Here is a 15,222-nt window from a genome sequence, read left to right on the forward strand (position 1 = left end):
ATTCTTGAACAATCTGTAATTTTAATTCAAAACTGTACTTTGCCATACAAAAAAACCTCCAAAAGTTAGATTTTTAGGTCTAACTTTTGGGGGTCGGTACATCTTCTTTCCTCTTTTTTTCATTAGTCTTTTCAGTCTAGCGATGCTCGGATTTTCTATCCGTGCTTCTGCGGAGTCAAATAAGGTTTCCTTTGATGCTCAGGCCGTTTTGCCTGACAATCAACGTTCAGATGTCAGCTACTATGATCTAAAGGTACAGCCCGGGGCAACACAGCAGCTCACTTTGAAATTGAGAAATACCAGTGAAAAGCCGATTCGTGTAAAGGTTGAAGCCAACAATGCTCATACGAATCAAAATGGCGCTTTGGATTATTCTAAGCATCAGCAAAAGCTTTTAGGTGGGCCGACTTTTGAAGAATTGATTAGCAAGCCACAGACAATTACGTTGGAATCGGGCCAAGAACGTGAGGTGTCATTTCAACTAACGATTCCTAAAGCAGGCTTTACCGGAACGATTTTAGGCGGATTTTATTGCTATGAAGATACAAAAGATCAGGAAAACAAAGGTGATGGCTTTAGTTTGGAAAATCAATTTGCTTATACAATTGGGGTTCGTCTTGAATGTTCGGATGAAACAGTTGCACCTGATATACGTTTAACTAAAGTTAAGCCTGGGTTGCAAAATGGCTATCTGACTGTATTCGCTACTTTAGAAAATCCAGTTCCTGTTGTTATGAGTCAACTAGATATGACGGCAACTGTGACAAAAAAAGGCGAGAAGCAAGTCTTGCGGGAAGTGAAGAAAAAAGTTTCATTTGCACCGCGTTCACCCTTTAAACTGCCGATTAGCTGGGAAAATGAACCATTAAAAAAAGGACAGTATCAGTTAAGCATTTTATTAAAGGCGCCTTCGGGAAAAGCTTGGCATCTGGAAAAGAGTTTTGCAATCAAAGGTGAGGATGAGAAACTAAATCAAGAAGCGGTGGAAGTGAAAAAAGAAGAGAATCATTATTTAGTTCTATATATTGTTTTAGTGAGCTTTCTCATAATAATTTTAGGGCTGGTTTGGTATATTGCGAAATTACGGCGCGATAAGAGGTAGCATTAGAATGGAGGGGAGCGGATGAAAAAAGGGATCTGCGTAATTGCTTTATGTCTGTTGTTTGGGTTAGCGTTGCCAGCCTCAGCACAAGGACAGGTAACAAGTGATGTTGGGATTACGTTCTATCAAAAAAGCAGTAAAAATCAGGTTATTCCTATGGAAAAAGTGACAGTAAATACAGAACCGCTAGCCAAAACAGCATCCTCACGTTCACTTTTTGCCACTTTTCCAAAAACGAATCAGCAAACAAGCTGGTTTTTAACGTTTCTTGGAGCTGTGTTGCTGATCGGCTTTAGTTGTCTTTATTGTTGGGAAAAGTTAGGAGCTAGACGGAATGAAGCGAATAGATAAACTGCTTGGTATGCTTATTTTTATCGGAGCATTATTTTTGATGCCTACTTTTGGTGAAGCTGCACCGAGACCACTGACACAGCTTGGTTATTTTCATTGGGCAAATCAGTCAAAAAACGCTGCAGATAGTACGTTTGTCATGCATTATGGAGAAAAAACAGCGGTAGAACCGCTCGAAGGGGAATTTCACGGCGGGTATATCTCCGTCAATCGCCAGACGAATGTCAGTAGTGTGCTGCTTAAAAATGTTGGCGTTTATGAAGGAAAAGAGGTCAATTTAAAAGTCACAATTGAGCGCAATAAAAGTAACCTCAATGGAGGGGAAATTTCATTTACCAAATCCTACTTTTTAGGGATTGATATTTCAGGCGAGATGGTTGTTACTTATGAGTTTTTTGATAAAGAAAATCAGCCGTTGACTGTTAAAACAGCGTTCAATTATTACGGATTAAACACGAATAAATATATTGGGTATCGAAATCCGGGGCAGATACTGGATGATTTGTATGCAAATAATCCTACGCATATTCTTTATGATACATGGAACGGCAACGGCGATGATCAATGGCTTTATTTAAAAAATATCACGCCAGGCATTCCTTGGCGTGATCCTAGACAAAGTTTTGAGGTGGTAACTAAACCGGTACAAAAGTTGACTTATGTAGTTCACAATAATGACAGTACGCCCTCTTCCATTGTTTATCGTACGGATTTTTTGGCTGAACCAGAATTTCCGGCTGCCTATGCGTTGGAGCAGGCTTGTGAAAGAGCCGATCAGGACGTTTCTTTAAAAGCGCAGCAAACCATGCCTAATGTGGAACAATGGAAAGAGGCAAATTCGATTCAGCTTTTGTTCAATTTAGAAAAAGTCCGCCAGACAAAACAATATGAACTGGGAGAAGTAAAAATAAAAAATTATGGCGGACAGGATGTAACGGAGCTGTTTGAGCATAAACTCGATGAAGCGGGAAATTTATTGTTAACGGCTAAAGACCCGAAAGACAGTCGCTTGTATGATACGGTTTTAGAGTACGAGGTCGGTTTGAAATGGCAAGGAAGGCAACAGCCTGTTGATGTAAACTTAATTTCCGAGGATCGATTAGCTTTGCCATTTTCTGTTCAAACTAAAATTAATGACGAACAGCCGATAGAAAAAGCAGGTACAACTCAGGTTAATTATTTAGGAAAAGTAACGGTAGCTTTTCTTGACGAGCAAGATAATCTGTTGAATATCCCCAATGTAATAAAGCAAGGGATTTTGACGACTCCTTTTGATAGTTGTGCTGAATATCCGAAGGTGGAAGGTTATTTTCCACTCAAGAATGAGCAGGAAGATCATGGAATTTTCTTGCCGGAAGACCAAACAATTTATCACCGCTACCGCAAAGGGAAACCGCTGCAGTTTGAATTGAAAAATAATGAAGAGCCTCTCTATGTCTCCCGCTTTACCGGTCAGCGAATTATCCCATTTGCTTTTTCTCAGGAAGCGAGTGCTACTATTTCTGTGCTGGCAAAATGCGGACAGGATGAAAGACAATTGAAAAGCTATCAGAACCCAGCTGATAAGGTAGAGGGTGAATTGCATTTTCAAGCGCCGAAAGAGTGGCTGAATAAGAAAGTTTCCTTTTATATCAAAGATGACAAGGGTCAAAACTCTAACGAAGAAATTAGAATGATCGTTCCAGAAACCGGACCACAATTTACAGTACCAAATACTATTACCTTCGCTGAAAGAAGTATCCCCGCGATGGAAGTAACTGTCGCTGCTGACACTAAAGAAGTGCTGAAAGTAGAGGACAATAGTCGTTTGGACCAAAGCAATTGGAAAGTTCAAATTCGGGAAACAGAGCCGTTAACGGATGTGCAGGGAAACCAGCTTTCAAAGCGGTTCGTGTTTATGAATAAAAATGAGCAAACGAATATAAATGATGAAGATCAGTTGATTTGGCAAGGCAGCGGCAGCGCACAGCTGTCATTGAAAGAGGCACTGAAATTGAAGCTAAAACCCACAGATAAAATCGGTAAATACAAAGGCACCTTAAAGTGGACTTTTGTAGATGCACCTAGCTAAGAGGTTGTCCATTAGTCGTTTAGGGTCGAGCAATTGGAATAAAAGACGACAAATGCGGTTTTCGTATTTGCGAATTTTATGAAATTGCCGAAGATCCTGACAAATGTGCACCGTTCAATCGAGGTTGTCCATTAGTCGTTTAGGGTCGAGCAATTGGAATAAAAGACGACAAATGCGGTTTTCGTATTTGCGAATTTTATGAAATTACCGAAGATCCTGACAAATGTGCACCGTTCAATCGAGGTTGTCCATTAGTCGTTTAGGGTCGAGTAATTGGAGTAAAAGACGACAAATGCGGTTTTCGTATTTGCGAATTTTATGAAATTACCGAAGCCCTGACAAATGTGCACCGTTGATTCATAAGTAAAGGAGTGTGAGACAAAAGTAAAGAACACTTTTGCCACACACTCAAAATACTAATAAACGGCGGGAACAGAAGCAGCCCCTTCGGAAATAAGCCGAAATTCACAAAAATTTGAAAAACAATTTTCGTGAATTCCTTCTTATTTCTCAGGGCTTAGCACTTCTGTCCCGACCTCTCTCTTTTCTGAATAAGTGGTAGTACGCAGCTTGTTTTAACGGTTAATTATTTAACGTACGTCTACGCAGCTCTTGTTTTATTTTCTGGGTAATTCCTTCATCTGTCAATATAATCAAAACATCGCCTACATGAATGACGGTATCACCGTGAGTAAGAATTTCTGTTTCACCGCGTCTAATTGAAGTCAGCAGCATATTTTCCGGCCATTTAAAATCGCGGATCATTTTTTCATCTAACGAGCTTTCGGCAGTGACCGGAAATTCAATGATTGTTTTCCGACCGCTGATATTGTCGATTGTAGGTTCCACCAATCTTTCCAATAAGGTTTCATAAATCGGTTTACCACCTAAAGCATCAACCACTACATAGCTAATCAAAGCAACGATTCCCAAAGGCATCAGATGAGAAAAATTGCCGACCATTTCAGTGACTAAAATAATCGCTGTCAACGGTGCTTTCCCGATGGCTGTAAAGTATCCCGCCATAGCAAAAATCAGGAAGTTTTTAATAAAAACCGGATCCATACCCATCAGCTCAACGAAGGACACGCCGTAAAACACACCAATAATCGCACCCAAAGTCAAAATCGGCAGAAAGATGCCGCCGGGTAGATTAGAGCCGTAAGAGATCATTGAAAAGACAAACCGTATCACAAACAGCGCCAACAAGCTCCACAAAGCTGGAGATTGATCGGCAAAAGATAAGACGATTTGATTACCGCCGCCTAAAATATTAGGCAGATAAAAACCGATAGGAATAACTAATAGAAAAGGCACTAAACCATAATAATGTGACGGCAGCCAACGAAGGGTTCCGTAAGCTTTTGGCAGCCATAACAGCACCTTTTGATAAACAAAGCCTAAAATACCTAGAATAATGCCCAATAAAATCAGCATCCAATAATAATGCAGCGGCAATGATTTAATTTCACCAATAGCTAAAACGGGTTTTAAGCCAAAGAAATTCAATGAAATAAAATTGGCAGTTAGCGCTGCAGAAAAAGAAGTCAGCCAAACCAAAGGTGAAAAGGAATGATGAATTTCCTCCAATACAAAAAGCAAACCGGCAATTGGCGCATTAAAAGCTGCCGCTAGTCCGGCGCTGGCACCGCTGGAAATTAATATTTTTTCTTCTGATTTGGTACTTTTTAAAAAGTTGCTGTAGCCTTGGGCAATCACTGCTCCTAATTGAATCGAAGGGCCTTCACGACCTAAAAAGAGACCTGCGCTGATACCGATCACTCCGCCTAGAAATTTCTTCCACAGTACGGAAAACCAATTCAAGTGAATGACTCCCTGTAGCTGACCTTCAACCTGAGGAATACCACTGCCTTTAATATCCGGCTCGCTTTTTACCAAACGACCGACAAACAGCGCCATAATAACAGCAAGAATGACCCAGCCGACCAGCCAAAGCGGCTGTTCATGAAAGAAATGGTAAAGCTTCACCACCTGCTCGCCAAGGACTTCAATTAAAAGACGAAAGAGGCTCACGATAAAACCTACGAAAACTCCTACAACGACCCCTTTTAGAATAAATTGAATTCTCGTGCCATCCAAACGTTTTATTTCGTATTTTTGCTTCTCCAAAGAAAATCACTCCATATCCAGTAATAAATGTAGCTCATATTCTGAAAAAGTCAAGATTTTCTGAAAAAGATTCATTATTTTCAATGGCAGTTAAGCTCATTTTAATCGAACCATCATTTGCTTGTAGGATTAGCGATAATCGTGCTTCAAATTGCTGCAGGCGGAAGAGGATAGTATAATAATGAAAAGTCGAATATATGGAGTTGAAAAAATGATAGATAAACAAACCATTCTTGCTCAAATCACTGCTTTAGCTGAAGCAATCGAGCTTCCCGTAACAGCTAGAGAACAGGTGCAGCAAAAAGCTGCCGTTATTCCTGCCGAAATTTTTTCTGATTATGGCCGCAGATTAGTAGATCCGACTGCTGCCAAAAGTACCGCTAATCAGCTGACAGAAGCCTATCAAAAGGAATCGTTCACTGAATTAGCGCTTTATTTATATGCTGCTGCTCTTAGCTGGGAAACTATCTATCAACCATTGCATATTTCTAAAGATATTTATATCGCTACAATGAAAGCTTTTACCCGTTTTGTTTTGGAGCATTTTCGTGTCACTGGAAAGTATGTGTTTGATCGTGGCTTTTGGATGTGGCGCTATACCAGCGGGTTGATTTTCCGCTTGGACGAACTGGAATTTGAGCAGTTTCAGCTGCCGTATTCGAGCAAGTATCCAGCTTTAAATGGGAAGGTCAGTCTTTCTATCCATATTCCATCGGATGCTGATTTGACACCTGAAAAAATTACCGTCAGTTATCAAAAAGCGGAGGAGTTTTTCCATACACATTTTCCAGCTTATCCGTATGAAGTAATGTATACAGAGACTTGGCTGTTGTCGCCGAATTTGAGCAAGTGGCTGCAGCCGACAGCAAAGCTGTATCAATTCGCACAGGCTTATGAAATTCTTGCCGTTGATCTTCAGGATAATAGCGGGATTCCTTGGATTTTTAGTCGTGTGGATGAGCAGGTCAGCAGCTATCCGGAACAGACCAGTCTACAAAGAGCGGCTAAGGCTCATTTGTTGACCGGTCAAGCGATTGGTTCTGCGCTAGGAATTCTTAGAAGCTAAGAATCATTGAGTGCTATGGGAAGCTAAAAATTCGTCTGTAGTAAGTATGTCGGCAAAATTCGTTAAAGCACTTAAAAAGGCAGTTTCAACGGCTTGAGCGGAAACGCTGGTTTCAGCAAAGGTCAATGTTTTTGTTGCGGTAGCATCTGCAATTAATATTGGCTGAAAGCCCAGCTCTGCACTGGCGCGAGTGGTAGAATCTACGCACATGTGGGTCATCATTCCAGTAATGACGACTTGCTCAACCGCTAACTTCGTCAGGGCAGATTGTAAGCTGGTATCAAGAAACGAATTTGGGTAATGCTTTTCAATGATGATGGAATGCTTATCAGCAGCTAAGCCGGAATGAAGCGCAGCTCCCGTAGTATTACGCCCGAAAAAATCAGCCTGCGGACTTTCCTTAACATGTTGAATATAAATAATTGGCAGCTTATTTTTGTTGAAATAGGCTTCCAGCTTTTGAATTGCGGCTAAGGCTTTTTCAGGTTCGTGTAAAGCCATTTTACCCTTTGGGAAATAATCGTTTTGTACATCGATAATGACTAAGGCTTGTTTCATCTGCTCACATACCTTTCTGCTATTTGTTATACTTAGTATAGAGAATTTTTGACAGGTGCAACAGGCTCTGGTGAAAGAGTAAACGTCTAATTAATTTCATGATGAAAGAAGTGAGCGAGAAATGGATTCGATTGATGAACAAATTCTGGCAATCTTGACGGAAAATAGCCGTTTAACAAACAAAGAGATTGGCGCTAGGATTCATTTAACCGGACAAGCAGTAGGTGCGAGAATTTTAAAATTGCAGGAAAAAGGAATCATTGAGCATTTTAGCGTTAAGCTAAAGCATGCGCAGATGCAGTTTATCCGAGTGTTTATGGATTCGAATCGGTATACTGCATTTGAACAGGCGGTAAATACTTATACAGCAGTTTCCGCGATCTATAAGGTTTCCGGTCAAGCCTGCTATGTTATTATCGCGCATTTTTCTCAAGCCCAGCTGACAGCTTTCATTGAAGAGGTGTCAAAATGGGGGCGTTATAGTGTAGAAGCCGTTGTTGCGGATAAAACACAAACGACTGGTAATCTTTAAGAAAGAAAATAAATACAGAAAAAACGTTTCGCAAATAATTGCGGGACGTTTTTTTTCAACACTTTTCCCAACAGTTCCAGCCCTTTTCTCACATTGTGTTGAACAGGCGGACAAAGAGTAAAGCAAAGACATGAAAACCAGCTCAACACTTTTTTGGCACAGGTTTTGCTTAATAGAAAGCTGTACTGGTAAGGAGGAGGTCAGACGGATGAATAAAATTATTTTGGCAAGTCATGGCGAATTAGCGCAAGGAATGAAGCAGACAGTATCCATGCTGATTGGCACAGAAAATCAAATTTATGCGTTATCTGCTTTTCGTGATGAGGATGAAAAAATTGATGATCAGATTCAAAGATTACTGGAAGAAATCGGTACAGAGAATGTTTATATTTTGACTGATATTTTAGGCGGCAGCATTAATAATGAAATGCTTTATTTATTACAGCAATATCCCCAGCTACATGTGATTACCGGCATGAATTTACCTTTAGTGATTTCCTTGGCTACACAAGTAGGCAACATCGAGCAGCATACGCTCACTCAGTTAATTGAAGAAAGCCGTGAAGCCTTGGTTGACTGCGAGCAGTTATTACACAAACAGATAGAGTTAGGAGCTGATGATCTATGATTAAACTAGTCAGAATTGATCACCGCTTGCTACACGGACAAGTGGTTTTTTCTTGGAGTAAGTCGCTGAATATTCATCGCATTATTGTAGTGGACAACGTGGCGGCACAAGACGAATTTAAGAAAATGTCTTTGAATTTGTCAAAACCAACCGGCATTAAATTAAACATCTTTTCTGTTGATGAAGCCCTTAAAAAAATGCCGAAGGTTGAGCAATTGAATGAAAATATCATGCTGATTTTCGGTAATACGAGTGAAGTACGTGCATTTTGTACCGCTTATCCAAACATTGACGCGATTAATTATGGCGGCATTATAAAAAAAGAAGGCTCTCAGCAATTTAGCAATGCGATTTTTCTAAACGAGCAGGAGATTGCGGATGCGAAGGCCTTAAAGGAGATGGGGATCACACAATTTATTCAGCAGGTGCCAACGTCAAGAAAAGAGGATTTAAACAAAATGATTTAAAAAAGGAGGAGTCGCTATGTTGTTTCAGTCCATTGCTTTAGGTCTGATTGGAGTATTTTGTATTATGGATTCACGTTTGTTAGGACGGATGAACTTTGAACGACCGCTGATTGTCAGTACTTTAGTCGGTCTGGTTTTGGGAGATTTGGAAAAGGGGTTATTGGTGGGAGCTTCGTTGGAGCTGATTTCGTTAGGGTTAGTGAATATTGGTGCGGCTGCGCCACCGGATATGAATATGGCGTCCATCATTGCTACTGCGTTCGCGATTTTGTCCAAGTCAAATGCAGAAACGGCATTAACGATTGCTATCCCGATTTCTGTGCTGGGTCAAATGCTGGGTATTTTAATGCGGACGATTTTATCCAACTTAACCCACACCGCTGACAAGTTGATTATTCAAGGTAAATTTGCCAACGCTCGCAAGGTTCATATTCTTTATGGCACGCTGCTCTATGCACTTATGTATTTTATTCCGATTTTTCTAGCGATTTATTTTGGCACGGATTTAGTCAAGCAGATCGTGGATATGATTCCTGAATGGTTGACCAATGGCTTAACCGTAGCTAGTAAGGTGCTGCCGGCATATGGATTTGCGTTGCTGCTACAGACGATGCTGACCAGGAAGATGGTGCCGTTTCTCTTACTGGGCTTTTTAGTCACGGCTTATTCCGGCTTAAATATTACTGGAGTAGCGGCTTTTGCCTGCATTGTAGCTTTTGTCATGGCACAAATCGGGAACAATTATTCATCACAGCAAGGCAACCAGGCTGCTGCTGAGCCGGATCCACTGGAAGATGACTTATAAGGAGGGCAAACAAATGGAAAAAACGAAAGATCCGAACCGTTGGAAGTATATGCAGTTTTTCTGGCGCTCTTGGGCAATTCAGGCTTCATGGAATTATGAGCGACAAATGAATATGGGATTTATGTACGGTATTGCACCGATTTTAGATAACCTTTATAAAAATCCGGAAGAAGAGGAACGAAAAAAAGAAGCGTATGAACGGCATATGATGTACTACAACTGTACTCCGCAAACCAGCGCTTTCGTACTGGGACTGGCGGCTTCCATGGAGGAACAATATTACGAAGATCCTGAAAATTTTAATCCTGAAACTATCAGTGCGGTAAAAACCTCTTTGATGGGACCACTGTCAGGAGTCGGTGATTCCTTTTTCCAAGGAACTATTCGAGTGCTGGCCTTCGGGTTGGGCATTAATCTAGCACAGCAGGGCAGTGTGTTAGGTCCTATTCTAGCGTTGCTCATTTCCTTTGTGCCATCGTATTTAGTGACTTATTACGGCGGTAAAATCGGCTACAACATGGGCAATAAATACTTATCCAAGCTTTATCAGGAAGGCTTGATGGATAAAGTGATGTATGTTTGCTCAATTGTCGGTTTAATGGTTATCGGTTCGATGATTGCCAGTATGATTGGCATCACAACGCCGTTGAAGCTGGGCAAGAGCTTTGTTTTGCAGGATGTGCTGGATAATATTATGCCGCAGATTTTGCCGTTAGGACTGACCTTTTTCATGTATTATCTGCTGCAAAGAAAAGTGCGCACCGGCTTAATGCTTTTGATCTGTATTGTCGGCGGCATACTTATGAGTGTTTTAGGCATTTTAAATTAAGGCGCAATCACCTATTAGGGGATTAAATAAATAGAAACCAAGGAGGAATTCAGAAAATGAATCCAAAAGAAATTGTCAAAAAAATTGTTGCAAAGCAAGAGGTTAAAAACGTAATCTTTGTCGGCTGTGGGGCGTCTAAAGCTGACTTATATCCTGCCAAATATTTTTTGGAACAAAATGCGCAAGTCTTGCGAGTAAGTCATTATACAGCAAATGAATTTAATTTCGCTACACCTGCTTCTGTAGATGAAAATACGGTCGTTATTTCTGCTTCTTTAGGCGGTACGACACCGGAAACAGTTGAAGCGAATGCCGTCGCTAAAGACAAGGGCGCGACCGTTATTAGTTTAACCAGAAGCGTGGATTCTCCGCTGACAAAAGATGCTGATTACGTCATTTATCACGGCTTTGCAGAAAGCTATGCCGCAAAACTGGAAAAAACCGGCTATTGTCTGGAGCTGGCGGTTGAGCTGCTAAACCAAGTGGAAGGCTATACTAATTACAACAAAATGCTGGACGGTTTTGCTGCGATTTACGAGCTGGCTCAAAGTAGTGCGGAAGCAGCACGAAAGGATGCAAAAAGCTTTGCTGAACGTTTTAAAGATGACCAACAGATTTATGTAATGAGCAGCGGCGCTACACTTGAAGTAGCCTACTCAACCTCTATTTGCTTAATGATGGAGATGCAGTGGCTTCATTCAGGCACATTCCATTCAGGTGAATTTTTCCATGGACCCTTTGAAATCGTTGATAAAGACGTACCGTTTATTTTATTTATGAATGAAGGTAAAACGCGCTCGATTGATGCCAGAGCATTGACGTTCCTGGAACGCTTTAATGCAAAGGTACAGGTGGTTGATGCATTGGACTTTGGCTTGTCCAGTCACATTGCCGCTGAGGTGCTTGATTACTTCAATCCATTCATCGTTACTGCTGTCTTCCGTGTGTACGCAGAGGCATTGGCCGCGGCTAGAGAACATCCCTTAACCAAGCGTCGTTATATGTGGAAACTTACCTACTAAAAGTGAAAAAGAGTGTGAGCCTAAGGTGCTTTTACTTTAGACTCACACTCTAAATACATAGAAACGGTAATCAAAAGTCAATTTCTTCGCAATTTCATAAAATCTGATTGCTTGAATCTAACCGACTTTTAGATAAAAGAACGTGCAGTTAGTTAAAAAGTTATAATGAATGTATGAAATAACAGGGATAGGTGATGAAGATGAGAAAAGAAATGAACGATTACTTATATGACTTGACACTACAGTTTCGTGAGGTACCAGAAGAAGTATTTTCTACTCATCATATTGCCCGCTCGCTACAGCTAAATCGCAGTACGATGAGCAGTTATTTAAATCAAGCGTTTCGCGAGAACGAATTGGTAAAAATTAAAAGCTACCCGACTCTTTTTTTGCATAAGCAGGCGTTACTGGATATAGGACTTACGCTTAAAAAAAAAATCTTTCAATCTATTGATGAGCTGCGACTGGAGCAGCCGCTCACTCATAGGGCTCTTGATACGGTCATCGGAGCTTCTGGCAGTCTGAAAACGTCCCTTGATCAAATCAAAACAGCTGTGTTGTATCCTGACAGCGGGTTGCCAATCTTGTTATGTGGCGCAAGCGGTTCAGGCAAAACGTATTTGGCCAATAAAATTTATGAATATGCGATCGAAGAACAGGTTATTGCCGCAGATGCACCGTTTATTTCGTATAATTGTGCTCAATATTTTAATAATCCTGAGCTGCTTTCTTCTGCGTTGTTTGGCCACATCAAGGGAGCCTTTACTGGCGCGGATGAACGACACAGCGGGTTGCTGGAAAAAGCGGACGGCGGGATTCTATTTTTAGATGAGGTGCATCGTTTATCAGAAGAAGGGCAGGAGAAGCTGTTTACTTTTATGGATACAGGTGCATTTTCCCCGATGGGCGACAACAGCATACGCAAAAGAGCTCGTGTACGACTGCTTTTTGCCACGACTGAAAATATCTACACGGAGTTTCTGCCTACCTTTTTGCGTCGTTTGCCGGTGATTGTTCATTTACCTAATTTTCAAAATCGTCCGCAGGCTGAGCGTATACAGCTAATCGATCTTTTTTTCATTGAAGAAAGCAACATCCTTTCACGGGAAATTCAAGTAAGCTATCAAATGCTGGATTTTCTGCTAAACTATGATCTGGAAGGCAATGTTGGTAAAATCAAGAATATCATTAAATACGCATGCGGCAGTGCCTATGTCCACCAAAAGAACCAGCCGCAGATTATCGTGACCCTGCAGGACTTACCAACCGAATACATGCTAAAATTCAAAGAGCAATTAAGCCGGCCGAAAAAAGAACGAGTCAATCGTAAATATCTTCCCCATACCAAGAGACAGATTCAATTAGAAAGTCGTGAAACCAGACAGCTACGGGAATTTTTTAAAACAATGCTTGAAGAATTTCAACGACTACAATTGAAAAAAATGACGACACAGCAGTTTATTGATACTACGATTCAGCGCGTGATTGAATTAATGGATGGATTTATTTTCCAAGGATCCTATGAAAAAGATCAATCCTTTTATGAAATTTTGATTTACAGCATTCGCCAAACCTTTGATTTTATGCAGGAAACGTACGGCTTTGCACAGGACGGTAATCGTGTGGTTGCACTAGCGAATTATCTGTATCTCAAAGATAAAAATGAGATTCTATCTTCTCAGAGGGCCTATCAGGCCTATTGGCAGGAGCTGACTATCTTTATGGATACGTTCATGAACACACCGCATTGGTACGCTAAAAAGCTGCTTTCTCATCTTTCGCAGCAGCTGGACCAGCCGGTTTTTGAAGAAGATGTGTTGTTTATCACGTTCTATTTCCATAGTTTGCACATTGCTGATTTTCCCAACGAGGTTAAAAGTATTGTACTTGCGCATGGCTATTCGACTGCCAGCAGTCTGGCCAATGTAGTCAACCGCATGCTGGGGAAAAACATTTTTCAGGCGTATGATATGCCAATCAACATTACGTTAGACAAAGTCGAAGCAGAGCTGAATCGTTATCTTAGTGATTATCGTACGGATGCCGGTCTGATTTTGCTGGTGGATATGGGGTCGTTTAATCAATTAAGTGAGAGGCTGGAAAGCAAGCTAACCGGACCGCTTTTAATCATTGATTACGTCAGTACACCGCTTGTTTTAGAAGTAGGAAATCAGATTATCAACGGCAAAAGTATTGTAGAAATCTATGAAGAAATTGGCGAAAAGCATCAGATTCATAAACAAATGACTTTACCGAAAATTAAAAAGAAAAAAGCTATTCTTACCTGCTGTTACACAGGGCTTGGCAGCGCCAATCAAATTCGTGACATTATTCAAAAATGCTTGGGGGAATCCGCTCACGAGCTGACGATTATCCCTTATGACTATCATAAGCTGCTGGACAATAAAACCTTCGAAACACCTTTTAAGCTCTACGATGTATTAATGATCATCGGCACGGAGGATCCTAAAATCCAACAAATCCCTTATCTTAGTCTGGATCAATTAATTAACGGCGCGGCGATTACTGATTTTGTAGCAATTTTAGAGCAGCATTTTGAGTTGGAGGATGAGCATTTAAAAGAAGAACTGATTTTCAACTTTTCAATTAATAAAATAGTTGAGAATTTAACTATTCTTGATGCGGATAAGCTATTACGCTTAGTGCAGCGGGCAATTGCAGAAGCAGGACGTCTTTTAGGAATAGAGTTTTCCAACAATCAGTTATTTTTACTTTATCTGCATTGCTGCTGCATGATTGAACGTATCCTGCGTAAAGAAAGTGTGGATGAGCAAGAAGATCTGGAAGAATATCTACAAAGAGAACGCGGTAGGCTAAAAGCTATCCACCAAGCTTTTTGGGAAATTGAAAATGAATATATTATTCACATTCCTGATCTTGAGCTGCGTTTAATTAATGATATTATCAATGGATAGGAGTGGTAGCAATGGAAAAAGCAGTTATTTTTGATATGGACGGGGTCTTAATCGACAGTGAAACTTATTATTTCAAACGGAGAATGCAGTTTCTACAAGAAAAGGGCGTCACGTCCGGTTCCACTCAATTAACTGATTTTGTCGGAAAAACAGAAGCAGGTATTTGGGAAACCATGATTCCAACAGATGAACACTTAAGAGAAACCTTGCGAAAAGAATATCAGGTCTTTCGGAAGCAGCATCCCATTCAGTTTGAAAAAGCTTTGCGCGCTTCTGCATATACCGTGCTAAAGACCTTAAAACGGCAAAAATACAAGCTGGGGTTAGCTTCGTCATCGCCGCGCAGTGAAATTGAACAGTTTTTACAGACCTGCTGTCTAGAGGACTTTTTTGATTATGTAATCAGCGGTGAAGAGCTTGAAAAAAGCAAGCCTGACCCAACCATTTATTTATTGGCACAAAAGCAGTTGAACTGTGAAAAAAACTTTGCTGTCGAGGATTCTACGATTGGGATTGCTGCAGCGAAAGCTGCAAATTTGTACACAATTGCCTTGAAGCAGAACTTTCCTGTTGATCAAAGCCAGGCGGATGTTGTGATTACTGATTTGTCTGAAATCGCAGACATTGTTGCAGAGTAGTAAAACTAGCCTGGATTTTATGAAAATTTTCAGAAAGTTTAAGATTTATAATGATTCTTTGCAAGTAACTTTACTAATGACGATAGT

14 protein-coding genes are annotated in these 15,222 nt (G+C 40.7%); 12 read left to right on the forward strand and 2 right to left on the reverse strand.

The genetic code is table 11. The features are described from left to right. Positions 1-142 precede the first annotated feature (142 nt). The 3 genes from ABH902_RS14055 to ABH902_RS14065 are packed head-to-tail and all read left to right on the forward strand — an operon-like array spanning position 143 to position 3,524. A complete protein-coding gene (locus ABH902_RS14055; RefSeq protein WP_404591753.1) occupies positions 143-1,102 on the forward strand; it encodes a DUF916 and DUF3324 domain-containing protein in 960 nt (319 codons plus the stop codon). A gap of 21 nt (positions 1,103-1,123) precedes the next feature. Next, a complete protein-coding gene (locus ABH902_RS14060) occupies positions 1,124-1,453 on the forward strand; it encodes an LPXTG cell wall anchor domain-containing protein (RefSeq protein WP_404591755.1) in 330 nt (109 codons plus the stop codon). Next, complete coding sequence (locus ABH902_RS14065) at positions 1,437-3,524, forward strand: hypothetical protein (RefSeq protein WP_404591757.1); 2,088 nt, start codon at positions 1,437-1,439, stop codon at positions 3,522-3,524. The genes ABH902_RS14060 and ABH902_RS14065 overlap by 17 nt, the downstream gene beginning before the upstream one ends. Positions 3,525-4,106: 582 nt before the next feature. Here ABH902_RS14065 and ABH902_RS14070 read toward each other — a convergent pair. Continuing rightward, entirely contained in the window at positions 4,107-5,654 is a 1,548-nt protein-coding gene (locus ABH902_RS14070; protein WP_404591759.1) for a chloride channel protein, read from the reverse strand. Positions 5,655-5,865: 211 nt separating this feature from the next. Here ABH902_RS14070 and ABH902_RS14075 point away from each other — a divergent pair, with 211 nt between their 5' ends. Further along, positions 5,866-6,720 carry an acyltransferase domain-containing protein gene (locus ABH902_RS14075; RefSeq protein ID WP_404591761.1) on the forward strand — a complete coding sequence of 285 codons (855 nt, stop codon included), beginning with the start codon at positions 5,866-5,868 and terminating at the stop codon, positions 6,718-6,720. Positions 6,721-6,723: 3 nt separating this feature from the next. On the opposite strand, the gene ABH902_RS14080 is transcribed toward ABH902_RS14075, so the two are convergent. Continuing rightward, a complete protein-coding gene (locus ABH902_RS14080) occupies positions 6,724-7,278 on the reverse strand; it encodes a cysteine hydrolase family protein (protein ID WP_404591763.1) in 555 nt (184 codons plus the stop codon). 121 nt (positions 7,279-7,399) lie between these two features. On the opposite strand from ABH902_RS14080, the gene ABH902_RS14085 reads away from it, so the two are divergent. From ABH902_RS14085 to ABH902_RS14120, 8 genes are all read left to right on the forward strand, one after another. Then, positions 7,400-7,810 carry an Lrp/AsnC family transcriptional regulator gene (locus tag ABH902_RS14085; protein ID WP_404591765.1) on the forward strand — a complete coding sequence of 137 codons (411 nt, stop codon included), beginning with the start codon at positions 7,400-7,402 and terminating at the stop codon, positions 7,808-7,810. A 208-nt stretch (positions 7,811-8,018) separates the two neighbouring features. Further along, the gene (locus ABH902_RS14090) at positions 8,019-8,438 is read left to right on the forward strand and encodes a PTS sugar transporter subunit IIA (protein WP_404591767.1); all 420 of its coding nucleotides are present in this window, start codon (positions 8,019-8,021) and stop codon (positions 8,436-8,438) included. After that, positions 8,435-8,905 (forward strand): PTS sugar transporter subunit IIB, encoded by a 471-nt coding sequence (locus tag ABH902_RS14095; protein WP_404591769.1) that lies wholly within the window; start codon positions 8,435-8,437, stop codon positions 8,903-8,905. Before ABH902_RS14090 ends, ABH902_RS14095 begins: the two co-directional genes overlap by 4 nt. A gap of 16 nt (positions 8,906-8,921) precedes the next feature. Beyond that, a complete protein-coding gene (locus ABH902_RS14100) occupies positions 8,922-9,710 on the forward strand; it encodes a PTS mannose/fructose/sorbose/N-acetylgalactosamine transporter subunit IIC (RefSeq protein ID WP_404591771.1) in 789 nt (262 codons plus the stop codon). A 13-nt stretch (positions 9,711-9,723) separates the two neighbouring features. Further along, the gene (locus ABH902_RS14105; RefSeq protein ID WP_404591772.1) at positions 9,724-10,539 is read left to right on the forward strand and encodes a PTS system mannose/fructose/sorbose family transporter subunit IID; all 816 of its coding nucleotides are present in this window, start codon (positions 9,724-9,726) and stop codon (positions 10,537-10,539) included. A gap of 56 nt (positions 10,540-10,595) precedes the next feature. Continuing rightward, a complete protein-coding gene (locus ABH902_RS14110; RefSeq protein WP_404591774.1) occupies positions 10,596-11,561 on the forward strand; it encodes an SIS domain-containing protein in 966 nt (321 codons plus the stop codon). Between the two features lie 200 nt (positions 11,562-11,761). After that, complete coding sequence (locus ABH902_RS14115) at positions 11,762-14,497, forward strand: sigma 54-interacting transcriptional regulator (protein WP_404591838.1); 2,736 nt, start codon at positions 11,762-11,764, stop codon at positions 14,495-14,497. A gap of 11 nt (positions 14,498-14,508) precedes the next feature. Then, a complete protein-coding gene (locus ABH902_RS14120; RefSeq protein WP_404591776.1) occupies positions 14,509-15,135 on the forward strand; it encodes an HAD family hydrolase in 627 nt (208 codons plus the stop codon). The last annotated feature ends 87 nt before the right edge of the window (positions 15,136-15,222 follow it).

Origin of the sequence: Enterococcus sp. UD-01 (assembly GCF_044909655.1) — a bacterium.
Classification (GTDB): Bacteria; Bacillota; Bacilli; order Lactobacillales; family Enterococcaceae; genus Enterococcus_L.

Bases quoted from the DNA above. Each gene is read 5' to 3' on its own strand.
- ABH902_RS14060 (WP_404591755.1), top strand. From the start codon at position 1,124: ATGAAAAAAGGGATCTGCGTAATTGCTTTATGTCTGTTGTTTGGGTTA.
- ABH902_RS14115 (WP_404591838.1), top strand. From the start codon at position 11,762: ATGAGAAAAGAAATGAACGATTACTTATATGACTTGACACTACAGTTT.
- ABH902_RS14120 (WP_404591776.1), top strand. From the start codon at position 14,509: ATGGAAAAAGCAGTTATTTTTGATATGGACGGGGTCTTAATCGACAGT.
- ABH902_RS14075 (WP_404591761.1), top strand. From the start codon at position 5,866: ATGATAGATAAACAAACCATTCTTGCTCAAATCACTGCTTTAGCTGAA.
- ABH902_RS14095 (WP_404591769.1), top strand. From the start codon at position 8,435: ATGATTAAACTAGTCAGAATTGATCACCGCTTGCTACACGGACAAGTG.
- ABH902_RS14090 (WP_404591767.1), top strand. From the start codon at position 8,019: ATGAATAAAATTATTTTGGCAAGTCATGGCGAATTAGCGCAAGGAATG.
- ABH902_RS14085 (WP_404591765.1), top strand. From the start codon at position 7,400: ATGGATTCGATTGATGAACAAATTCTGGCAATCTTGACGGAAAATAGC.
- ABH902_RS14080 (WP_404591763.1), bottom strand. From the start codon at position 7,278: ATGAAACAAGCCTTAGTCATTATCGATGTACAAAACGATTATTTCCCA.
- ABH902_RS14105 (WP_404591772.1), top strand. From the start codon at position 9,724: ATGGAAAAAACGAAAGATCCGAACCGTTGGAAGTATATGCAGTTTTTC.
- ABH902_RS14055 (WP_404591753.1), top strand. From the start codon at position 143: ATGCTCGGATTTTCTATCCGTGCTTCTGCGGAGTCAAATAAGGTTTCC.
- ABH902_RS14110 (WP_404591774.1), top strand. From the start codon at position 10,596: ATGAATCCAAAAGAAATTGTCAAAAAAATTGTTGCAAAGCAAGAGGTT.
- ABH902_RS14065 (WP_404591757.1), top strand. From the start codon at position 1,437: ATGAAGCGAATAGATAAACTGCTTGGTATGCTTATTTTTATCGGAGCA.
- ABH902_RS14100 (WP_404591771.1), top strand. From the start codon at position 8,922: ATGTTGTTTCAGTCCATTGCTTTAGGTCTGATTGGAGTATTTTGTATT.